We start from the raw sequence: 21,016 nt of genomic DNA on the forward strand, positions 1-21,016 counted from the left end.
GGTCGGGACGTCCCGCCGCGCAGCCGGGCACGCGGGCCAGACGGAGGTGTGCCGATGAACCGAGCCCTCGCATCGGGTGTTCCCGCCGAGCTCGCCGCGCCTCTCCCGCCGCGGCTCGCCGAGCTGATCCGGCCGGAGCTGCCGAGCCTCGCCGAGGAGATCGTCGCCGAGATCCGCCGCGCCATCCCCGAGTACGCCCGGCCGCTCGACGGCCCCTACGGCCACGTGCTGCGGCTCGGGGTCGAGCGCAGCCTGGCCGCGTTCGCCGAGCGGATCGCGTCGCCCGCCGGGGCGGCGGCCGGCGACGATCCGGCCGGGACGGCGCGGATGCTCGGCCAGTACGAGGCGCACGAGGGGCGCAGCATGGACAGCCTCCAGGCCGCGTACCGGATCGGCGGGCAGGTCGCCTGGCGCCGCGTCATGAAGGTCGCGCCGCGCCACGACATCTCGTCGGCCGTGCTGTCGCGGCTGGCCGACGCGCTGCTGGCCTACATGGACGAGCTGGCCGCGCAGTCGCTCGACGGACACCGGAACGCCAGGGCGCGTCCCATCCGCGCGCTGGACGAGCGGCGCCGGCGGCTGCTGCGCCTCCTCCTCGCCGTCCCCGGCCCGGACGGCGCCGAGCCCGCCACGGCCGCCGACCTCAAGGAGGCGGCCGACGGGGCGGGGTGGCCGCTTCCGGACCAGGTCACGCTGGTCGCCGTCGAGCCGGACGCCCCCTGCGTCTGGACGGCGCTGGACGAGGACGTCCTCGCCGAGCTGGAGTGCCCGGAGCCGCACCTGCTCCTGCCCGGCCCGTTCACCCCCGAGCGCCGCGCGATGCTGGACGAGGCGCTCCCGGGCCGCCGCATCGCGGTCGGCGTCGCGATGCCGGCCCGCCAGGCCGCGGACTCCCTGCGCTGGGCGCGGCAGGCGCTCGGCCTCGCACTCGACGGCGTCCTCGACGGGCCGGTGACGCTGTGCGAGGAGAACCTCGTCGCGCTGTGGCTGGTGTCGGATCCCGCGCTGGTCGAGCAGCTCACCCGGCGCCGCCTCGGCATCCTGGACGGCATGCCCCCGGGCCGGCGGGACCGGCTGACCGAGACGCTGCGGACCTGGCTCGTCACCCGCGGCACCGCCGCCGAGATCGCCGAGCGGCTGCACATCCACCCCCAGACCGTCCGGTACCGGATGCGCAAGATCGAGCAGTCCCTCGGGGACGCGCTGGCCGACCCGGAGGCCCGGTTCGGCATCGAGGTCGCGCTCCGCGCCGCCCACCTGCGGTCGCGTCGCGCCGCCCCCGCCCCCGTCCCCGTCCCCGCCCCCGTCCCCGCACCGCACCGGCCGGCGGCGGGGCGCCGCACGCCCGCCCGCCCGCGCGGTCTCCGGCATTTGCGATGATCTGGGGGTGACCGTTACGAAGCGGACCCGTCTCCGCCTGATCGGCGCGGCGGGCCCCGCCGTCGGCACGCTCGTCCTCAGCACGCTCGCCCTCGGCGCGTGCGGCACCGCCGCCGTGCCCGGCGCCGGGCACGGCGCGGGACCCGCCGCGACGCCGGCGCCTCCCACCCCTCTCGTGGTGGCGACGCGCTCGTCGCCGCCCCCGCCTCCCTGCACGCCGGAGGGCATCGCCGTCTCGATGAACGAGCCGGACGCCGCCATGGGCCTGCGCGCGGCGCGGGTCGAGCTGCGCAACTGCGGGCAGCGCCCGTACCGGCTGAACGGCTACCCGGCGCTGCGCGTCCTCGACGACAGGCGGCAGCCGTTCAACGTCACGGCCGTGCGCGGCACGAGGCAGGTCGAGGACGCCGGGCCGGAGCCGCTGACGATCCGTCCGGGCCGCACGGCCGAGTTCGTGATCGTCTGGCGGAACACGGTCACCGAGGCGGACACGGTGGCGGTGGCCGGCACGTACCTCGAGGTCCGCCCGGCGCCCGGGCGGCCCGTCGTGATCGTCCCGGCCGACGGGCCGATCGACCTCGGCAACACGGGCCGCCTGGAGGGGACCGCCTGGCGGCTGCCGACCCGGTGACTCAGCGGGGCGGCGCCTGGATCCTGCCGATGCCGAGGGTGTTCTGCGCGGGCATCAGCCCGGTCTCCAGCACCTTCACCAGGATCGGCATCGTGAGCTGCGCCAGCCGGTCGGCCTTGGCGGCGCCGAGCGTCCGCCACGGCCCGTAGGCGAGGTCGTCGGTCGTCCGCTCGACGTCGTCGCGCAGCTCGCGCCCCCGGCCGGTCGCGGCGCCGTCCGCGTCGACGAGCCCGCGGGACGCGAGGCGGTCGCGGGCGGCGGCCCACTCCTCGCCGGTCCAGCCGCGGCTCGCGAACGTCTCCGGGGACGCGGCCCCGACGGCGGCGAACGACACCAGCGCCTCGACCGGGTCGAGCCCGCGGGTGAGGAGCGCGGCGACGTGGCCGTCCCCGCGCTGCTCGCGAAGGATTCCGATGGCGTGCCACAGGACGAGGTGCGGCTCGTCCGGCCAGGGCAGGCCGGCGTTGGCGGCGGCGATCGGGCGTCCGGCGGTGCTCGCGGCCTCGGCGGCGGCGCGGGCCAGTTCGGCGGCCTCGGCCAGGTCCGGGCTCCCGACGCCGTCGCCGAGAAGCGTCCGGTACATGCGGTCGACGGCGCGCAGGCGGGCCTCCAGGACGCGGTCGGGCGGCGCGACCGTCCAGGCGGCGGGGACGTGCTCGGCCACCATGCGCGGGCTGAAGCTGTAGAAGGCGGCCGACACGGCCTCGCTCCCCGCGGCGCCGAGCGGCGCGGCGCGCCACGCGAAGTAGCTCGGCCAGCGCGTCTCCACGTCGTAGCCGAGCCCCCGCGCCTCGGCGAAGACCTCCGGGGAGTACCAGAACAGGGCGTGGAGGGGTTCGAGCTGGTGCCACATCTGCCGTGCGAGGCCGGGGTCCTCCGCCATCACGCGGTCCTCTCTCTCGGGATCACCTCCACTCTATCTTGACATTGCCTAGATGTCGCTCCCGGCCCTGCCCGGCCGGCCATCCACCGGGAGGCGCGCTGACCTGGGACGGCGGCACGGGCGGCGCACCGCCCGGACGGGACGGCGGCGCCGCGCGCCGCGTGCGCGGCGCGAGCGGCAGGACGGCGGGCCGTTCGCGCGGCTCGGGGGACGTCCGGGCGGGGGTCGCGAGCGGGGCCCGGCGCTCGTGGCGGGGGAAGGCCAGCAGCGCCAGCACGGCCAGCCCGACGCCCGCGGCCCGGAGCCAGAACGGCCCGGCCTCGCGCGGCCACGGCTCCGCGTACAGCAGCGTGGCCGAGAGCAGCAGGTGCGTCTTCGCGGTGACCGTGACGACGGTGACGATGACGGTGAGGCGGCAGCGCTGGAGGCCGATCGACAGCAGCCCGACGCCGAACGCGCCCGCGAGCAGGAACAGGTACGGATGCGGCGAGGAGGGCACGTCCGCGCCCCGGCCCGCGGCGAACATCATCGCCATGCCCTGCCCGAAGACCTCGGTCGCGCCGAGCAGGACGCCCGCGCCGATCCCCGACGCGATGCCCGTCAGCGGGCGCGCGTGCCGGCCGCCGACCGGGCGGTCGCGCACGCAGAACATCCACAGCGGGACGGCCAGCGAGGGCACGCACACGAGCGCGGCCTTCCACAGCGGCAGCGCGGCCGCCGCGGCGCCGACGCGGTGCGGCGCCGCGGCGGCGTGGTCCAGCACCGACAGCGCCGCGGTGACCATCGCGGCGACCGTGATGAGGACGGCGAGCCATTCGCGCGAGGTCGGCCGCTCGCCGAAGCCGCTCATCCCGACGGCCAGCAGGAGGACGAGACCGAGCCCGTAGGCGGGGAGCGTCGCCGCGACGGGCAGGGCGGCCAGCGCCGTGGCGGAGAGTCCGAAGCCCGCCGTCAGCACCGCGAGACCGGCGAGCCAGCGCGGGCTTCGCACGAGAAGACCGGCGGCGTGCAGCGGATGGCGGCCCGAGAGCGGGCTCATCCGCCCCGCGGCCGTCTTGAAAAGGACATAGGCGACGATGTAGACGGCCTGCGCAGCGCAGGCGAGGACGACCGCGTGCATGGCGTTCCTCCCAGGGGTGGAACCCCAGCGTGACATGAGGAAGGTGTGCGGTGATTCTGGCTGGAAGACGGAGAAGTTCCCGGTTTTGTGCGCCCGGGTGAGTAGTGCCCCACGCGACGGAGATGTTTTTCATGATGTGCGCTTGGAGCGGCGAGTCCTGCCGTAAGCTCCGCCACCTAAGGCCGACCTGCCCCGGAAAGGCCAAGATCAAAGCGTCCGTAGCGTCGCCCGGTCACTCAGCGCAGATGAATGATTGCGGAACGCTTCCCGAACCGAGTGTGGTGATGCAGTGACCGAGGGGATGGAACGGCTCGGCGAACCGATCGGCTTCACCGGGGAGGGCGACGGCGGCCGCCGCGCCCGCCGCGCCGTCCGCGAGCGCGCCGCGAAGGTCCTCGCCGACGGGACGCTCCTCGACGACGTCGAGCTGATGACCGCCGAGGGCGTCGCCAACGCCATCCTGCACGGCTCCGGCCTCATCAGCGTCACGATCGCCACCGACGGCCGCCGGCTCCGCGTCGAGGTGTCCGACGACGGCCCCGCCCAGGCCGACCCCAGCGGCCCGCCCCGCCTCGACCACGGCCGCGGCCTCACCGTCATCGACGCCCTGGCCGACGAATGGGGCCTGGACCAGACCCCGCGCCGCACCCGCCTCTGGTTCGTGATCGACAGCCGCCACCCGGCCGTCTCCGTCTGACGCGGGCCCTGCCGACGCGCGCCCCCACCCGGCCACGCCCCGGCCTGGCGTGCCGCTCAGCGCGATCCCTCACACAGCTCGGGTGACCGGTCGGGGTCAGGTGGGGAGGGCTCGCCGGAGGACCTTGCCGGTGGGGTTGCGGGGAAGGGCGTCCAGGAAGTGGACGTCGCGCGGGACCGCGTAGCGGGCCAGGTGGTCGCGGACGTGGGCGCGGACGGCGTCGGCGTCCAGGGCCTCGCCCTCGCGCAGGACGACGAATGCGGCGGCGCGCTGGCCGAACTCCTCGTCCGGGACGCCGACCACGGCGACCTCCCGCACCTGCGGGAGCTTCTCCAGCACCTCCTCGATCGCGCCGGGGAAGACGTTCTCCCCGCCCGAGACGATCATGTCGTCGTCGCGGCCGTGCACGAAGAGCCGGCCGTGCTCGTCGAGGTGGCCGACGTCGCCGAGGCTCATCAGGCCGTCGCGCATCTCCCGGGTGCCGCCGCCGGTGTAGCCGGCGAACAGCAGCTCGTTCGCGGCGAAGATGCGGCCCGTGGCGCCGGGCGGGACGGGGGCGCCCTCGTCGTCCAGGACCGCGACCCGCGTGCCCGGCGGCGGCGTGCCCGCGGTGTCGGGACGGGCGCGCAGGTCGGCGGGGGTGGCGATCGTCACCCAGGACGCCTCCGTCGACCCGTACAGGTTGTAGAGGACGTCGCCGAACTCGTCCATGAAGGCGGTGGCGAGCGTCGCGGGCAGCGCCGAGCCGCTGACGGCCGCGATCCGCAGCGAGGACGTGTCGTGACCGCGGCGCGCGGCCTCCGGCACGTCCAGGACGCGTTGCAGCATGACCGGGACGGCGACCAGCGCGGTCGCGCGGGTCCGGTCGATCGTGCGGAGGGTCCGCTCGGGGTCGAACCTGGCCCGCAGGACGATCGTGGCGCGCAGCGAGACCGCGATCTGGAGCATCGCGTATCCCCAGGTGTGGAACAGCGGCGCCTCGATGAACATCCGCTCGTGGACCCGGTAGGGGATGCGGGACAGGATCGACGCCAGCGGCGACAGCCCCGGGCGCGAGTGCCGGTCGGCGCCCTTGGGGCGGCCGGTCGTGCCGGAGCTCAGCACGATCGTCCGGCCGGCCCTGGCCGGGGGGCCGATCGGCGCGGCGGGCGTCGTGACGATGAGGTTCTCCAGCTCCGAGCCCGTCCCGCCCGCGGTGACCACCCGCACGGTCCTGGGCACGGCCGCGATGAAGCCGGTGAACTCCGCGTCGGCGATCACCACCTCGACCTCCTGCTGCCGCAGGACGGCCACGAGCTGCTCGGTGCTCATCCCGGTGTTCAGCAGGACGAGGTCGGAGCCGCGCTTGCTGCACGCGACGAGCGTCTCGACCATGCCGCGGTGGTTGCGGCACAGGACGGCCACGCGGGGCGGGGAGCCGGAGCCGGAGCCGGACGCGGACAGGGCGGCGGCGAGCCGGTCGGTGCGGGCGTCGACCTCGCCGTACGTCAGCTCGCCGGCGTCGTCGACGATCGCGACGGCGCCGGGGTCGCGGGCGGCGGCGGAGGCGAGCGTCCCGCCGAGCAGGGTGCCCCAGCGGCGCAGGGCGCCGAGCTGGCGGGCGACGCGCAGCGGCGGTCCGGGACGCCACAGGCCGCTGCGGGCGAACATCCCGCCCGCCCGGCCGACCGACGCCGCGCGGCCGGCCAGCGCCGCGCGGCGCCCGTCCTCCGATCGTCCGCTCATCTGCCGCCTCCGGGTACGGGGTTGGGGGTACCGACCGTACGGACGGAGGCTCTCGTCCTCTTCTGACTCGGCCCAGCTCTTCGGCCGGGCTTTTGTCAGGAGCCTGACAACGCGCGGCCCTCCGCGGCGGGGACGGGGACGTCCCCCTTCGCGGGTTCCGGCGAGTCCCCGAGGTCGAGGCTGTCGCGCAGCGTCACCGGCTTGAGGAACGCCGCCGCGACGATGCCGACGATCGCGATCGCCGCGGAGATCAGGAAGATGTGGCCGGTGGCGTCGCCGTAGGCGGCCCGGACGACCTGCTGGACGGACGGGTGCAGCGCGCTGATGTCGAGGGTGCCCGCGTCGCCGCCGCCCGAGCCCGGGTTCACGCCGAGCCTGCGCAGCCCGTCGGCGATCCGGTCCGCGACCTGGTTCGCCAGGACGGCGCCGAGCACCGAGACGCCGACCGTCCCGCCGAGGGAGCGGAAGAACGTGACGGTCCCGCTCGCGGCGCCGATCTCGTGGAGGCGCACCGAGTTCTGCACGACGAGGACGAGGTTCTGCATCGTCATGCCGACCCCCGCGCCGACCAGGAACATCGCGGCGCCGATGAAGACGAGCGAGGTCTGGTGGTCGATGGTGGCGAGCAGGCCGAACCCGGCGGTCAGCACGACCGTCCCGAAGACGATGTAGGGCTTGACCTTGCCGGTCCTGGAGGCGAAGCGCCCGGCCACGGTGGACGCGCCGAACACGCCGAGCATCATCGGGAACGTGAGCAGGCCCGCCTTGGTCGGGCTGTAGCCGCGCCCGATCTGGAAGTACTGGCCGAGGAAGACGGCGCCGCCGAACATCGCCATGCCGACGGCCAGGCTGGCCGTGATCGCGAGCGCGGTGTTGCGGCGCGCCACGATGTCCAGCGGGACGATCGGCTCCGCGGCGCGGGCCTCGACCCACACGGCCGCGGCGAGCAGAACCACGCCGGAGCCGGCCATCGCGGCCGTCTGCCACGACAGCCAGGCGAAGTTCTCGCCGACGAAGGTGATCCAGATCAGCAGCACGCTGACCCCGGCGGCGATGAGCGTGGCGCCCAGGTAGTCGATCTTGACGCCGGGCCGGCGGACGTGCGGGAGCCGCAGGGTCTTCTGGAGCAGCCCGAAGGCCACGACCGCGAACGGCACGCCGATGAAGAAGCACCAGCGCCAGCCGAGCGCGGAGTCGACGATGAGGCCGCCGAGCAGCGGCCCGCCGACCGTGGCGACGGCCATCACGCCGCCGAGGTAGCCGTAGTAGCGGCCCCGGTCCCGCGGGCTGATCATCGCCGCCATGATGATCTGGACGAGGATCTGCAGCGCGCCGACGCCGAGGCCCTGCACCGCGCGGAAAGCGATGAGCTGCGCGGTGCTCTGCGCGAACCCGGACGCCACGGACGCCAGGACGAAGATGCCGACGCCCGCCTGGAGCAGCGTCTTCTTGTCGTAGAGGTCGGCCAGCTTGCCCCAGATCGGGGTGCTGGCGGTCGACACGAGCAGGGTCGCGGTGACGACCCAGGTGTACTGCGACTGGCTGCCCTTGAGGGCGCCGATGATCTGCGGCAGCGCGGTGGACACGACGGTGCTGCTCAGCATCGCCACGAACAGCACCAGCAGCAGGCCGCTGAGCGCTTCGAGGATCTGGCGGTGCGACATCGGCGCCGATCTCGCGGGGACCTGCTCGGCCAAGGAACGCCTCCGGGTGAAGTGGGCCTGTCCGGGATGGGAACGAGGGGATCAACCCCCGGCCCGGACACTTTATTCCCACTGCGCAAAATTTCGCGCTGGGCAGGTTTTTCCCCGCTAGGCTGGGGCCCACCATGGAGACCACCGGCGGGCTGCGCGAACGCAAGAAGGAGGCGACGCGCCGCGCCCTTCACGAGGCCGCGATGCGGCTCGCCGTCGAGCACGGCCTGGACGAGGTCACCGTCGAGGCCATCGCCGACGCGGCGGGCGTCTCCCGCCGCACCTTCTCCAACTACTTCGCCGGCAAGGAGGACGCCCTCCTCTACGGCGACGAGCAGCGGATGAACGCCGTGCTGGCGACCTTCGCTGCCCGCCCGGCCGGCGAGTCGTCATGGACGGCGCTGCGCGCCTCGCTGGACGCCCTGCACGCCGAGGCCGGCGACCTGGACCCCCAGTGGGCGGCGCAGACGCGCCTCGCCCGCAAGCATCCGTCCGTCCTCGGGCGGCAGCTCGCCAGCTACGCCGAGTTCGAGCGCGCCCTCGCCGACCTGATCGCCTCCCGGGACGGCCTCCCCCGCCTGCGCGCCCGCGTCATGGCCGGCGCCTTCATGACCGCGCTGCGCGTCGCGTCCGTGACCTGGATCGAGGAGCAGCCCGTCCGCCCCCTCTCCGAGGTCGCCGCCGAGACCCTCACCGAGATGGCCCGCGAGTTCCGCTGACCGTCCGGGCCCTCAGGGGCGGGGGATGTTGCGCAGGTTGCTGCGGGCCAGGTCGAGCATCCTGCCGACGCCGCCGGTGAGGACGGTCTTGCCGGCCGACAGCGCGAAGCCCTTCACCTGCTGCGGCGTGATGCGCGGCGGGATGGACAGGGCGTTCGGGTCGGTCACGACGTCCACCAGGTAGGGGCCGGGCGCGGCCAGCGCGCGCTCCATCACGGTGCGCACGTCGGACGGGCGCTCCACCCGCGCCGACTCGATCCCGGCCGCCTCGGCGATCGCCGCGTAGTCGACGGGCTCGTGGTCGGTCTCGTAGGACGGCAGGCCGTCCACCATCATCTCCAGCTTCACCATGCCGAGCGACGCGTTGTCGAACAGGATGATCTTCACGGGGACGCGGTGCAGCCGCACGGTGAGCAGCTCGCCGAGCAGCATGCCGAGACCGCCGTCGCCGGAGATCGAGATCACCTGGCGCCCGGGCGCGCCGAACTGGGCGCCGACGGCGTGCGGGAGCGCGTTGGCCATGGAGCCGTGGACGAACGAGCCCATCACGCGGCGGCGCCCGTTCGGGGTGATGTAGCGGGCGGCCCAGACGTTGCACATCCCGGTGTCCACGGTGAAGATCGCGTCGTCGTCGGCGAGGTCGTCCAGGACGCCGGCGACGTACTCGGGGTGGATCGGGATGTGCCGGTCGATGTCGCGGGTGTAGGCGGAGACCACGTTCTCCAGCGCCCGCGCGTGGCGGTGCAGCATCTCGTCGAGGTAGGAGCGGTCGTGCTTCTGCTCCACCTTGTCCAGGACGAGCCGGATCGTCTCCCCGACGTCCCCGTGGACCGCGAGATCGAGCGGTGTCCGGCGGCCCGGCTTGGACGGGTCGTCGTCCACCTGGATGGTGTTCTTGCCCGGCAGGAACGGGTCGTAGGGGAAGTCGGTGCCGAGCAGGAGGACGAGGTCGGCGTCCTGCATCGCCTCGTAGCAGGCGCCGTAGCCGAGCAGGCCGCTCATGCCCACGTCGAACGGGTTGTCGTACTGGATCCACTCCTTGCCGCGCAGCGCGTGGCCGACCGGCGAGAGCAGCCGGTGCGCCAGCTCGATCACCTCGGAGTGGGCGTCCCGGACGCCGGCGCCGCAGAACAGCATCACCTTCCGCGCCCGGTTGAGCGCGCCGGCGAGCTGCTCGACCTGGTCGGCCGGCGGACGGACGATGCCCTTGCGGACGAGGAAGTCGTGCTCGCCGGTCGGTTCGGCGGTGTCACGGCCCGCGACGTCCCCGGGCAGCGTCAGCACGGAGACGCCGCCGAGCCCGATCGCGTGCTGGATGGCGGTCCGCAGGATGCGCGGCATCTGCTCCGGGGTGACGATCGGCTCGCAGAAGTGGCTGCAGTCGACGAACAGCCGCTCGGGGTGGGTCTCCTGGAAGTAGCCGCTGCCGATCTGCACGCTCGGGATCTGCGACGCCAGCGCCAGCACCGGCGCCCCCGACCGATGCGCGTCGTAAAGCCCCTGGATGAGATGGGTGTTGCCCGGGCCGCAGCTCCCCGCGCACACGGCGAGCCGTCCCGTGGTCTGCGCCTCGGCCGCCGCCGCGAACGCGCCCGCCTCCTCGTTGCGGACGTGCACCCAGTCGATCCCGCGCGTCCGGCGCACGGCGTCGACGACCGGGTTGAGGCTGTCGCCCACCACCCCGTAGATCCGCCGGACCCCGGCCTGCCGCAGCACCTCGATGAACTGGTCGGCGACGGTCGCCATTCGCCCTCTCCCCCGCTGAGTCCCCCGCTACGTCTCCCCCGCCATGCAATGCCCCCTGGCTCACGGCTGACACCGGGCTACGGCTGACACCCCCGGCCCCACCGGGGTTAAATGGTCAAACCATGAACTAGATGGGCGGGACTGCGAGCGGATGACGGACGACCACGCGGACATGAGCACCGACGACCGGGCGGAGCTGGACTTCTGGTCGTTCGTCGATCTCGCGGGACGGCGGCTCTCGGAGGAGTACGGGTTCCGGCACCGGCTGGCGACGCGGCTGCTGCTGACGCTGAACCGGGCGTCGGCGATCGTCACCTACGACCTGGAGTCCACGGTGCACCGGCCGCGCGGCCACTCCTGGTCGGCGTTCCGGCTGCTGTTCGTGACCTGGCTCGCCGGGCCGCTGGAGCCCGGCCGGGCCGCCACGCTGGCCGGGATGAGCAGGGCCGCCGTCTCCAACCTGAGCAAGACGCTCGTCGCGGACGGGATGCTCGCGCGCACCCGGGGCGAGCGGGACGGCCGGTCGGTGATCCTCGCGCTGACCGAGCGGGGGCAGGAGGCCATGCTGGAGATCTTCGCCGGGCAGAACGAGCGCGAGCGGCAGTGGGCGGACGTGCTCACCGAGACCGAGCAGCGGATGCTCGTCATGCTGCTGGACAAGCTCATCGCGGGACGCGGCTCGTTCGACGCCCGCGAGCGCAGCTGACCGGGGCGCCGACGCCGCCGCCGATTAGGGCCTTCCCCTCTGAGGGAGAACAGCCGTAAGGTCGGCAGAAAGTAGTTAATGCGTTAATCATCGGAGGCGATGGAGCATGGCCCACTACCGCCGGGTCGGCCACGTGCCGCCGAAGCGCCACACCCAGCACCGCCACAGCGGCCAGGGGGGCGGCGAGGAGCGGCTCTACTTCGAGGAGCTGATGGGCGAGGAGGGCTTCTCCTCCGACTCGTCACTGCTGTACCACCGGGAGATCCCGTCCGCGATCGTCGACTCGCGGGTCTGGGACGTCCCCGACCAGACCACGACGCCCAACCATCCGCTGCGGCCCCGCCATCTGAAGCTGCACGAGCTGTTCCCCAAGGAGACGTGGTCCGAGACCGACGTCGTCACCGGCCGCCGGATCGTCCTCGGCAACGGCGACGTCCGGATCTCCTACGTCGTGTCCGCCGCGGACTCGCCGCTGTACCGCAACGCGACCGGCGACGAGATCGTCTACATCGAGTCCGGCACCGCGACGGTCGAGACGATCTTCGGGGCGGTGGAGGCGAAGCCGGGCGACTACGTCGTCATCCCGACCTCGACCACGCACCGGTGGCTGCCGACCGGCGACCAGCCGCTGCGCGCGTACGCGATCGAGGCCTCCGGCCACGTCGCGCCGCCGAAGCGCTACCTGTCGCGCTACGGCCAGTTCCTGGAGCACGCCCCGTACTGCGAGCGCGACCTGCACGGCCCCGGCGAGCCCCTCCAGGCCGACGGCGCCGACGTCGAGGTCCTCGTCAAGCACCGCACGTCGCGCGGCATCTCCGGCACCCGGCTGACCTACGCGCGCCACCCGTTCGACGTCGTCGGCTGGGACGGCTGCCTGTACCCGTTCACGTTCAGCGTGCACGACTTCGAGCCGATCACCGGCCGCGTCCACCAGCCGCCGCCCGTCCACCAGGTGTTCGAGGGCCCGGGCTTCGTCGTGTGCAACTTCGTGCCGCGCAAGGTGGACTACCACCCGCTGTCGATCCCGGTGCCCTACTACCACTCGAACGTGGACTCCGACGAGATCATGTTCTACTGCGGCGGCGACTACGAGGCCCGCAAGGGCTCCGGCATCGGGCAGGGCTCGGTCTCGGTGCACCCGGGCGGCCTCGCGCACGGCCCGCAGCCCGGCGCGTACGAGCGCAGCATCGGCGTCGAGTTCTTCGACGAGCTGGCGGTCATGGTCGACACCTTCCGGCCCCTCGAACTGGGCGAGGGCGGCCTGGCCTGCGAGGACGAGGCGTACGCCTGGACCTGGGCGGGGCGGCGATGACCACCCCGTTCGCGGTTCCCCCGTTCGCGGCGGCCCTGTGCGACGACGCCGCCGTCTTCCCGCCGGGGCTCGCGCCGCTCGCCGACGCCGTCCCGGCGCACCGCGACCACCGCGCCGCCGCCTACGCCGACCTCGTCGGCCCGCTGGTCCTGCCCGCCTCCGCGCTCGACGCCCTGCACCCGCTGCTCGACGGCGAGCCGCTCGACGTGTCGGTCACCGCGCCGAACGGCCCGTGCGAGGCCGCCAAGGCGGTGGGCGTCGCCGCCGGCCTGCCCGTCGACCTGCGCGGGCTGGAGGTCGCCGTCCCGACCGGCATGGGGCCGGAGGAGTTCTTCCGCGTGCTCGGCCGCCCCGGCGTCCCCGTGTACGTCGAGATCCCCCGCGACGAGCGGCGCCCCGCGTTCATCGAGGCGGTCGCCGCGCGCGGCGACCGCGCGAAGTTCCGCACCGGCGGGGTGAAGGCGCACCTGTACCCGGGCACGGACGAGCTCGCCGCCGCCGTCACGTCGGTCGTGGAGGCGGGCGTTCCGTTCAAGGCGACGGCGGGGCTGCACCATCCCGTCCGGAACACCGATCCCGAGACCGGGTTCCACCAGCACGGATTCCTGAACCTGCTGCTCGCGACCGACGCCGCCCTGCGCGGCCGCCCGCACGCGGAGCTCGCCGCCGTCCTGGCCGACCGCGACGCGCCGGCGGTCGCCGCCCGCGTGGCGGGGCTCGGCGAGGCGCGCACGGCCGCGGCCCGCGCCCGCTTCCTGTCCTTCGGGACGTGCAGCATCACCGACCCCCTGACCGAACTCGCGGACCTCGGACTGCTCGGGTCCGCCCTCCTGGAGACCTCCCGATGACCCGCATCGCGATTCCCGGAGACTCCCTCTTCGGGCTCGCCAACCTCCCCTACGGCGTGTTCTCGCCCCCGGGCGCCGCGCCCCGCGTGGGCGTCCGCGTGGCCGACTCCGTCGTGGACCTCGCCGCCGGCCTCGGCGACGACGTCTTCGCCGCGCCGACGCTGAACCCGTTCATGGCCCAGGGCCACGCGCGCTGGGTCGAGGTCCGCGAGCAGGTCCTCGACCTGGTCTCCGAGGACGTCCCGGACGAGGCCGTCCACCCCCTCGGCGCGGTGACCCCGCACATGCCGTTCGAGGTCGCCGACTACGTGGACTTCTACGCCTCCGAGCACCACGCGTCCAACCTCGGCCGGCTGTTCCGCCCGGACTCCGAGCCGCTCATGCCGAACTGGAAGCACCTGCCGGTCGGGTACCACGGCCGCGCCGGGACGGTCGTCCCGTCCGGGACGCCGATCGTGCGCCCGAGCGGGCAGCGCAAGGGCGAGGCGGCGCCCACGTTCGGGGAGAGCCGCCGCCTCGACATCGAGGCCGAGGTCGGCTTCGTGGTCGGCACCGGCTCGGCGCTGGGCGACCCGGTGGGCGCCGACGACTTCGACGAGCGGGTGTTCGGCGTCGTCCTCGTCAACGACTGGTCGGCCCGCGACATCCAGGCGTGGGAGTACGTCCCGCTCGGCCCGTTCCTGGGGAAGAGCTTCGCGACGTCGGTGTCCCACTGGGTCGTCCCGCTCCTCGCCCTGGAGGCCGCCCGCGTCGCCACGCCGCCGCAGGACCCCGAGCCGCTGCCCTACCTGCGCGAGAAGAACCCGTGGGGCCTGGACCTCGACCTCGCCGTCTCCTGGAACGGGCAGGTCGTCTCCCGTCCGCCCTACCGGGAGATGTACTGGTCGCCCGCCCAGATGCTCGCGCACATGACGGTGAACGGCGCCTCGTCCCGCACCGGCGACCTGTTCGCCTCAGGGACGGTCTCCGGCCCGGACAAGGACCAGCGCGGCGCCTTCATCGAGCTCACGTGGGGCGGCAAGGAGCCCGTGACGGTGAACGGCGAGCCGCGCACCTTCCTGGAGGACGGCGACGAGGTCTCGATCACCGCCTCCGCCCCCGGCCCCTCCGGCGCCCGCATCGGCTTCGGAGAGGTCACCGGCCGGATCCTTCCCGCCCGCTGAGTTTCCGGCGGGCGCCGCCCTCGGGGGGTGGCGCCCGCCGGACCCGCGGTCTCAGAGGGCGGCGAGGAAGGCGAGCATGGCGGCGTTGACCTGGTCGGGCGCCTCCATCTGGACGAAGTGGCCGGCGCCCTCGATGACGTGGACGCCGCGCAGGCCCGGTACCTGAGTCTCCATCTGCTTCAGTGCGTCGGACCCCATCATCTGGAGGACGGGGTCGCGCTCGCCCACGAGGAACAGCGTGGGAACGGTGACAGGCTCGTCCGGACGGCTCTGCTTCTCGTTCCACACGTGGTCGTAGGCCCGGTACCAGTTGAGGCCACCGGTGAAGCCCGTCCGGCGGAACTCGTCGGCGTAGAAGGCGAACTCGTCCTGCGACAGCCACGGCCATGGAAGGGGCGGGGCTTCGGGGAGCACATCGAGGTATCCGTTGCCTTCGCTCGGGTGCTGCCAGATGTCGAGGTACCGGTAACCGCCGCTGAGCGCCCAGAAGACGTTCGCCAGGAAGCGGTCTGGTTCGGCCCCCAACTCCTCGTCCGCAGGCCCCTCCTCCTGGAAGTAGTGCACGTGCACGAAGTGCTGTTCGGCCATGCGCGCGTACAGCTCGGTGGGAGGACGCTTCGAGACGGGCATGCGCGGCACGCTCAACTGCATCAGCGCCTTGACCCGTCCGGGGGCCCATTGGGGAAGGTCCCAGACGAGAGCGGCCCCGAAGTCGTGGCCCGCGAAGACGGCCTCGTCGATGCCCAGGGCGTCCAGGACACCGACCATGTCGGCGACGGTGTGCCGCCGGTCGTAGGCCCGCGGCGAAGGCGGGCGGCCGCTGCGCCCGTATCCGCGCATGTCGAGGGCGATGGCCCGGTATCCCGCCGCGGCCAGAGCCGGGAGCTGCCGCCGCCAGCTGAACCAGAGGCCCGGGAAACCATGGCACATCACCACCGGGAGACCGTCGCCCTGCTCGACCGCGTGAAGGGTGACGTCACCCGCGTCCAGCATGTGGTGGCGCTCGCGGAAGCTCATCCCGGGCCCTCCCTCCGCCAGGGACGATCCTGAAGCCTCGCGCGCGGCGCGGCGCTCCGCCCTCCCGGTCACCGGGACGGCGGTTGGACGGGCGGCCGTCCCGTCGGCGAGGGTCGGGCCACCATGTCACGACTCCCGAGGACGCAGCCCCCGAGTCCCGACCTCGCCGCGCGCGTCGCCCGGCTGGAGGCCATCGAGGAGATCAAGGCGCTCAAGCACCGCTACCTGCGGGCCTGCGACGCCAAGGACCCCGACGGGTTCCGCGCCTGCTTCATCGCCTCGGGCGCCTCGATCGACTACGGCCGGCTGGGCGCGTTCGACGACGCGGAGGGCATGGTCAGGGTCTTCGAGGCGATCGCGCTCCGGAAGGTCGACGGCCGGAGCGCCGTCCTCGACATGCACCACGCGACGCACCCGGACATCACCGTCCACGACGGGACGCGCGCGTCGGGACGCTGGACGCTCAAGTTCCGCCAGGTGAACCTGGAGGACGGCACCGAGTCGGTGAGCACCGGCGAGTACGACGACGAGTACGTGGTCGAGGACGGCCGCTGGAAGATGGCCAGGTGCCGCTTCCGCCGCCACTGGACGATCACCCGTCCGCTGGGCCCCGGCTGCCGCGTCGACCTCGACGGTCAGTTCGAGCCCGCGAAGGAGACGTAGCCACCGGTGTCGGTGATGAGGACCGTCCTGCCGTCCTTCTCTCCGGCCGGTGGCCGCGGTGCCGGGACCTCGGGGGCCGGCCGGTTGCGGCACGGAACGGCTCGCCCGCTGACCAGGTAGGTGCCGACCGAGGTCCCGGATCCGGTGCGCCGGCCGTCCTGGTCGTAGACACCGGAGGTGGTCAGCGTCCAGATCATGAACTGGCCGCGCTCGAAGTGGCCCGGGTTGATCGTCATCTTCCAGCCGCCGCCCGGCCGCGGGAGATCGCTCGGCACGGTGTAGAGCCCGTCCGGCATGTCGTACACGTTCGGCGGGAGGTCGACCTGCCTGGCATGGGGCTGCGGGCACACCTGGCCCTCAGGGATGGAGTACACGACCGCCGGCACGCCCAGCGAGCGCAGCTCCCGCGAGAGCGCGTCAGCGTCGCGCGAGTCCAGGGTCTTCTCGGTGACCTCGACGGTGACCAGGCCGGACGGATCCCGGGTCACCGCGTAGGCGGGCTGGGCGCCGCCTGTCCAGGCCGGAAGAACGCCGGCGACCGCGCACGCCGCGCACGCCGCCGCGAGTCCCCACGCCCGTCGCCCGCGCACCGCCCGCGGCCGGCGCTGCGGCCCGGGCGCCGACGCGCGAGCGTCCCGCTCCGTTCTGGCGGCGACCGCCGCGGTCAGCTCGGCCAGCCGCCGTTCCTGGTAGCCCGCGAGCGGAGTGTCGTCGCCGGAGATGCTGCTCATGAGGAGGCTCCCTTCGCCAAGGGGGACGGTGGAGTGGCGGTCGACCGAGCGGATGCCGCGTCGTCCGCGGAGAAGGCGGCCTTCAGCCGCCTACGGGCCCGGTGCAGTCGAACCCGGGCGGTACCGTCGCGGATGCCCAGCGCCGCGGCCGCCTCGGCCAGGCTCAGGCCGTCCAGATCGACGAGCTCGATGACGCTGCGCAGCCGCTCGGGCAGCACGGAGAGCTTCGCGTGCAGGCCGCGCGCCGCTCGCTGGGCGTCGATCTGCTCTTCCAGCCGGACGATGTCGTCACCGTCCAGATGGCGATGACCCCCGGCCCGCCGCGCCTTGTCGCGTTCACCGGCGTGGCGCCGCCACTCGGCGGCCACCACGTTCCGGGCGATGCCCAGCAACCACGGCCGCGGGCTTCCCCGGCCGGCCTGGTAGCGCCCGGCGGCGTCGATCGCCGCCAGGAACACCTCGGTGGTCAGATCGTCGACCGTGTGAGGATCGGAGATCCGGCGGGCCACGAAGCGGGTCACGTCCGCGACATGCCGCCGGTAGAAGACCTCCAGCGCCGCTGGATCACGGCCGATCGCGGTGACGTCCGCCGGATCCGTGTCCACGGCCGACTTCTCATCTCCCATCCAAGAGCCTCCCGCCATGTGCTGTTTGGTCTTCTTGGTGGGAGGGCCTCGTCGTGTTACACCCGCCGTCCCTGTGCGGATCGGGACCACGGCCCGGCTAGAGTCGCACCCGACGAACGACGCGAGCCCGCGGGCCGCCCCGACCTGGTGAGCAGCACGGACCTGGTGAACAGCGTGGACCTGGTGAACAGCGTGGAACCGATCTTCCGGACGGCCGAGGCGGACGACGTCCCGGCCCTCGTCGCGCTCGTCGAGAGCGCCTACCGCGGAGACTCCAGCCGCGACGGCTGGACCACCGAGGCCGACCTTCTGGACGGCCAGCGCACGGACCCGGAGGCCGTGGCCGCCGTGGTGCACGACCCGCGCGCGGTGATGCTGGTGGCCGAGACGGACGGCGCGCTCACGGCGTGCTGCCAGCTGGAGGACCGCGGCGGGCACGCCTACTTCGGCATGTTCGCCGTCAGCCCGTCCCAGCAGGGCGGCGGGCTCGGCCGCCGGGTCCTGGCCGAGGCCGAGCGGCGGGCGCGCGAGCAGTGGGGCGCGGCCGAGATGCGCATGACGGTGATCAGCCAGCGCGAGGACCTGATCGCCTGGTACGTCAGGCGCGGCTACACCCGGACCGGCGAGACGAGCCCGTTCCCCTACGGCGACGAGCGCTTCGGCCTGCCCAAGCGCGACGACCTGGAGTTCGAGCTGCTGGTGAAAAAGCTCAGCTGACGCCCGCGTACCGTTCGAGCCGGGCCGCCGCGTACGCCGGGCCCGGCGCGGCGCGCAGCCGTCCGGCCAGCGCGGTCGCGGCCTCCCGTTAGGACGGGTCCTCGATCACCGTGCGGACGGCCGCCGCGATCTCCTCCGGGCCGGCGCTCTCACCTTCCAGCGCCAGCCCGGCGCCCAGCTCGGCCGCGCGCCGGGCCAGGGCGGGCTGGTCGGCCGCCGGGTTCGGGAGCGCGACGACCGGCACGCCATCGTCAGCCCCCCGCCAGCAGAGATTCGATCATCACGGTCATCGTCGCCTCGGCCTCGGCCCGCGATCCGGCGGGGTCCGCAGTGCTGTTGAGGGTTGACCTCCGTCAGGCAGCTCATTGGCGACCAAAGCCTCACCGGGAGTTTCAATGACACCCTTGAAGGCGTGGATCGATGGGAGGCGGACGCGTGAAGTTCGTTCTTGAAGTGGACATGAGTGAGGGCGCCGTCGCGAAGGACGCCGTCGCCGAACTGGGGCGGATCCTGCGGTACTGGGGCGGGAACGTCCGGCACTACGAGTTGAGGCCGGGAGACGGGTCCGCCGTCTACGACTCGGACTACCGCGAGGTGGGGCGCTGGGAGATCACCGAGACGCCCGCATAGCCCGGGAAACCCCACGCCCGGCCGGGAGATCCGGCCGGGCGCTGTGCGGGGAGCTCAGCGGGAGTTCAGGAGCGCGACGGGACCAGGCGGAAGGCGACGAAGGCGGGAGAGTGCTCCAGCTTCGCGTGGTCCTCCGGGTAGCGGTCGGCCATCTCGGGGACGGGCCGCGGCTCCACGAGCTCCTCGATGAGGAACCCGGCGGCGCGGAACTCGGCGCAGATCGCCGTCAGGGGGCGCCGCCACGCCCGGATCGGCCAGTCCCGTTCGGGGCTCAGCGACTCCTCCACCGGCTCTTCGAGGAAGTAGGAGCCGCCCAGGCGCAGCCATCCCGCCATCGGATGCTCCGTCGAGAGGACGACGGCGCCGCCCGGGGCCAGCATGCGGCGGAACTCCTCCAGCAGCGCGACGCGGTCGTCGAAGTAGTGCAGCGCCAGCGCCAGCACCACCAGGTCGACGGAGGCGTCCGGCATCCAGGCCACGGGCGTGGACAGGTCGTGGACGCGCAGGTCGGCGCGGCCTCCGGTGCGTTTCACGGCCATGTCGACGAAAGTGGGGCTGACGTCGCAGCCGGCCACGCGGGCGCCGCGGTCGAGAAGTTCCCGCGCGTAGAGGCCGGGACCGCACGCGGCGTCGAAGACGGTCAGGCCGGCCACGTCCCGCGCGAGGCCGAGCACGGCGGGACGGTCGTAGAGGGCGTTGTAGGAGCTGTCCTCGGCATGGGCGGCGTACTCGTGGGCGAAGCGCTCGTACATGCCCCCGATCGTGCCAGAAAGATCAACCGGAAGTGTCAGGAGGACGACCGGTCTCTGTCAGGTCCTCGGGGACCTCCGGCAGGACGGAGGTGAGGTAGTCGCGCGCCGCGGCCGACGTTCCGACGTCGCGTCCCGCCTTCTCGGACAGGAACCAGCGGTGTTCGAGCACCTCGTGGAACAGTTCGACGTCGTCCAGCCGGTCGCGCAGACCGGGCGGGACCGCGGTGACGACCGGCTCGTACACCTCCGCCAGCCACCGGTTCGACGCGACCACCTCGGGGACCGGGCCGCCGCGCACCCGCTCCAGGTGGCCGCGGTAGGCGGCGATGTCGTTGAGGAGGCGGCGGGCCTGGTTCTCCTGCGCGTCCAGCCCGGTGCGGGCCATGAGGATGCGGCGGTGATGGCCGGGTTCGGCCACGCGGGTGCGGACGCGCAGGCGGGCCCCGGACGGTCCCGCGTCCACCAGCTCCACCTCGTCCACGTCGAAGCCGAGGGAGTTGATGCGGCGCAGGCGCTCGGCGATGCGGTAGCGCTGCTCGTCTGGACGCAGGATCTCCTCGCGGGTCAGCTCGTCCCACAGCCCCCGGTAGCGGCGGACGGTGTCGTCGGCGACGTCGATCGGGTCGACCTCGCGGGGGAGCGTGCCCGCGGCCGCCAGGTCGAACAGCTCCCCGGCGATCCGCTCGCGGGCGAGGGAGAGGTCGTAGCCGCGCTGCCCCTCGGTGAGGGAGGGGTGCAGCTCGGCGGTCTCCGCGTCCACCAGGTAGGCGGCGAACGCTCCGGCGTCCATGCGGAACAGGACGTTGGACAGCGAGCAGTCGCCCCACATGAAGCCCGCCAGGTGCAGCCGGACGAGCAGCTCCACCAGCGCGTCCAGCAGCCGGTCCGTGGGGTGGCCGTAGCGCGCGTTGGCGAAGAGCGCGCGGTAGGACGAGGAGTGGTCGAGGAACCGGGTGACGAGGACGGCGTCCAGCTCCGGGCGGTCCACGACCACCCCGACGACCTCGACGGCGGGCAGGCCGAGCTCGCGGAGCCGCCGCAGGAGCCGGTACTCGCGGCGCGCCAGCCGCGCGTCCAGCTCCTTCACCGCGTAGACGCCCCCGCCCTCGGACACGAACCTGACCGTGTGCCGCGACAGGCCCCGCTGCCGGATCTCCACGAGCCGCTCGTCGTCCCAGGCGTCGAGCGGCTCGGACCACGGCAGGTCCAGCAGGCCGGCCGACGACTCACCGGGCGGGGTGAAGACGAAGTGCACG

Annotated in this window: 22 protein-coding genes; 11 read left to right on the forward strand and 11 right to left on the reverse strand. The window is 73.6% G+C overall.

Annotated elements, in window-relative coordinates; translation table 11 throughout:
• Positions 1-54 precede the first annotated feature (54 nt).
• Positions 55-1,380 (forward strand): PucR family transcriptional regulator, encoded by a 1,326-nt coding sequence (locus ABD944_RS00235; protein WP_345171023.1) that lies wholly within the window; start codon positions 55-57, stop codon positions 1,378-1,380.
• A gap of 7 nt (positions 1,381-1,387) precedes the next feature.
• Complete coding sequence (locus tag ABD944_RS00240; RefSeq protein WP_345171026.1) at positions 1,388-2,011, forward strand: DUF4232 domain-containing protein; 624 nt, start codon at positions 1,388-1,390, stop codon at positions 2,009-2,011.
• A gap of 1 nt (position 2,012) precedes the next feature.
• On the opposite strand, the gene ABD944_RS00245 is transcribed toward ABD944_RS00240, so the two are convergent.
• Positions 2,013-2,894 carry an SCO6745 family protein gene (locus ABD944_RS00245; RefSeq protein ID WP_345171028.1) on the reverse strand — a complete coding sequence of 294 codons (882 nt, stop codon included), beginning with the start codon at positions 2,892-2,894 and terminating at the stop codon, positions 2,013-2,015.
• Between the two features lie 22 nt (positions 2,895-2,916).
• On the reverse strand, positions 2,917-4,014 hold the full coding sequence (locus tag ABD944_RS00250) for a hypothetical protein (protein ID WP_345171030.1): 1,098 nt from the start codon (positions 4,012-4,014) through the stop codon (positions 2,917-2,919).
• 289 nt (positions 4,015-4,303) lie between these two features.
• Here ABD944_RS00250 and ABD944_RS00255 point away from each other — a divergent pair, with 289 nt between their 5' ends.
• Entirely contained in the window at positions 4,304-4,711 is a 408-nt protein-coding gene (locus ABD944_RS00255) for an ATP-binding protein (protein WP_345171032.1), read from the forward strand.
• A 96-nt stretch (positions 4,712-4,807) separates the two neighbouring features.
• Here the strand turns inward: ABD944_RS00255 and ABD944_RS00260 are convergent, their stop codons facing one another.
• Both ABD944_RS00260 and ABD944_RS00265 read right to left on the reverse strand, forming a co-directional pair.
• Positions 4,808-6,436 (reverse strand): AMP-binding protein, encoded by a 1,629-nt coding sequence (locus ABD944_RS00260; protein ID WP_345171034.1) that lies wholly within the window; start codon positions 6,434-6,436, stop codon positions 4,808-4,810.
• 95 nt (positions 6,437-6,531) lie between these two features.
• Entirely contained in the window at positions 6,532-8,133 is a 1,602-nt protein-coding gene (locus tag ABD944_RS00265) for an MDR family MFS transporter (RefSeq protein WP_486303763.1), read from the reverse strand.
• Positions 8,134-8,264: 131 nt separating this feature from the next.
• Here ABD944_RS00265 and ABD944_RS00270 point away from each other — a divergent pair, with 131 nt between their 5' ends.
• A complete protein-coding gene (locus tag ABD944_RS00270; RefSeq protein ID WP_345171037.1) occupies positions 8,265-8,849 on the forward strand; it encodes a TetR/AcrR family transcriptional regulator in 585 nt (194 codons plus the stop codon).
• A gap of 12 nt (positions 8,850-8,861) precedes the next feature.
• On the opposite strand, the gene ABD944_RS00275 is transcribed toward ABD944_RS00270, so the two are convergent.
• Complete coding sequence (locus tag ABD944_RS00275) at positions 8,862-10,595, reverse strand: pyruvate dehydrogenase (RefSeq protein ID WP_345171039.1); 1,734 nt, start codon at positions 10,593-10,595, stop codon at positions 8,862-8,864.
• Positions 10,596-10,746: 151 nt separating this feature from the next.
• Between ABD944_RS00275 and ABD944_RS00280 the strand changes: the two genes are divergently transcribed.
• The 4 genes from ABD944_RS00280 to fahA all read left to right on the forward strand — a co-directional run bounded on the left by ABD944_RS00280 (position 10,747) and on the right by fahA (position 14,624).
• The gene (locus ABD944_RS00280) at positions 10,747-11,301 is read left to right on the forward strand and encodes a MarR family winged helix-turn-helix transcriptional regulator (RefSeq protein WP_345171041.1); all 555 of its coding nucleotides are present in this window, start codon (positions 10,747-10,749) and stop codon (positions 11,299-11,301) included.
• Between the two features lie 106 nt (positions 11,302-11,407).
• A complete protein-coding gene (locus tag ABD944_RS00285) occupies positions 11,408-12,613 on the forward strand; it encodes a homogentisate 1,2-dioxygenase (RefSeq protein WP_345171043.1) in 1,206 nt (401 codons plus the stop codon).
• On the forward strand, positions 12,610-13,461 hold the full coding sequence (locus ABD944_RS00290; protein WP_345171045.1) for a hypothetical protein: 852 nt from the start codon (positions 12,610-12,612) through the stop codon (positions 13,459-13,461). The genes ABD944_RS00285 and ABD944_RS00290 overlap by 4 nt, the downstream gene beginning before the upstream one ends.
• Positions 13,458-14,624, forward strand: coding sequence for a fumarylacetoacetase (fahA, locus tag ABD944_RS00295; RefSeq protein ID WP_345171047.1), 1,167 nt, complete (start codon positions 13,458-13,460; stop codon positions 14,622-14,624). The genes ABD944_RS00290 and fahA overlap by 4 nt, the downstream gene beginning before the upstream one ends.
• A gap of 51 nt (positions 14,625-14,675) precedes the next feature.
• On the opposite strand, the gene ABD944_RS00300 is transcribed toward fahA, so the two are convergent.
• On the reverse strand, positions 14,676-15,641 hold the full coding sequence (locus tag ABD944_RS00300; protein ID WP_345171049.1) for an alpha/beta fold hydrolase: 966 nt from the start codon (positions 15,639-15,641) through the stop codon (positions 14,676-14,678).
• A gap of 123 nt (positions 15,642-15,764) precedes the next feature.
• Here ABD944_RS00300 and ABD944_RS00305 point away from each other — a divergent pair, with 123 nt between their 5' ends.
• Positions 15,765-16,304, forward strand: a complete 540-nt coding sequence (locus ABD944_RS00305) for a nuclear transport factor 2 family protein (RefSeq protein WP_345171051.1) — start codon at positions 15,765-15,767, stop codon at positions 16,302-16,304.
• On the opposite strand, the gene ABD944_RS00310 is transcribed toward ABD944_RS00305, so the two are convergent.
• Positions 16,277-17,035, reverse strand: coding sequence for a hypothetical protein (locus ABD944_RS00310; protein WP_345171053.1), 759 nt, complete (start codon positions 17,033-17,035; stop codon positions 16,277-16,279). The two genes, ABD944_RS00305 and ABD944_RS00310, sit on opposite strands and share 28 nt — an antisense overlap.
• Positions 17,032-17,640, reverse strand: coding sequence for a sigma-70 family RNA polymerase sigma factor (locus ABD944_RS00315; protein ID WP_345171055.1), 609 nt, complete (start codon positions 17,638-17,640; stop codon positions 17,032-17,034). The genes ABD944_RS00310 and ABD944_RS00315 overlap by 4 nt, the downstream gene beginning before the upstream one ends.
• 168 nt (positions 17,641-17,808) lie before the next feature.
• On the opposite strand from ABD944_RS00315, the gene ABD944_RS00320 reads away from it, so the two are divergent.
• Complete coding sequence (locus ABD944_RS00320; protein ID WP_345171057.1) at positions 17,809-18,378, forward strand: GNAT family N-acetyltransferase; 570 nt, start codon at positions 17,809-17,811, stop codon at positions 18,376-18,378.
• An 88-nt stretch (positions 18,379-18,466) separates the two neighbouring features.
• Here the strand turns inward: ABD944_RS00320 and ABD944_RS00325 are convergent, their stop codons facing one another.
• Positions 18,467-18,622 (reverse strand): hypothetical protein, encoded by a 156-nt coding sequence (locus ABD944_RS00325; protein WP_378188148.1) that lies wholly within the window; start codon positions 18,620-18,622, stop codon positions 18,467-18,469.
• 191 nt (positions 18,623-18,813) lie between these two features.
• Between ABD944_RS00325 and ABD944_RS00330 the strand changes: the two genes are divergently transcribed.
• A complete protein-coding gene (locus tag ABD944_RS00330) occupies positions 18,814-19,008 on the forward strand; it encodes a hypothetical protein (protein WP_345171059.1) in 195 nt (64 codons plus the stop codon).
• 65 nt (positions 19,009-19,073) lie between these two features.
• Here ABD944_RS00330 and ABD944_RS00335 read toward each other — a convergent pair whose 3' ends face one another.
• Together ABD944_RS00335 and ABD944_RS00340 are read right to left on the reverse strand one after the other, a co-directional pair.
• Complete coding sequence (locus ABD944_RS00335; RefSeq protein ID WP_345171061.1) at positions 19,074-19,760, reverse strand: class I SAM-dependent methyltransferase; 687 nt, start codon at positions 19,758-19,760, stop codon at positions 19,074-19,076.
• A gap of 22 nt (positions 19,761-19,782) precedes the next feature.
• Positions 19,783-21,015, reverse strand: a complete 1,233-nt coding sequence (locus tag ABD944_RS00340) for a DUF4032 domain-containing protein (protein WP_345171063.1) — start codon at positions 21,013-21,015, stop codon at positions 19,783-19,785.
• Position 21,016 lies beyond the last annotated feature (1 nt).

The sequence above is a fragment of the Actinomadura verrucosospora genome (assembly GCF_039540335.1).
Lineage (GTDB): Bacteria > Actinomycetota > Actinomycetes > Streptosporangiales > Streptosporangiaceae > Spirillospora > Spirillospora verrucosospora.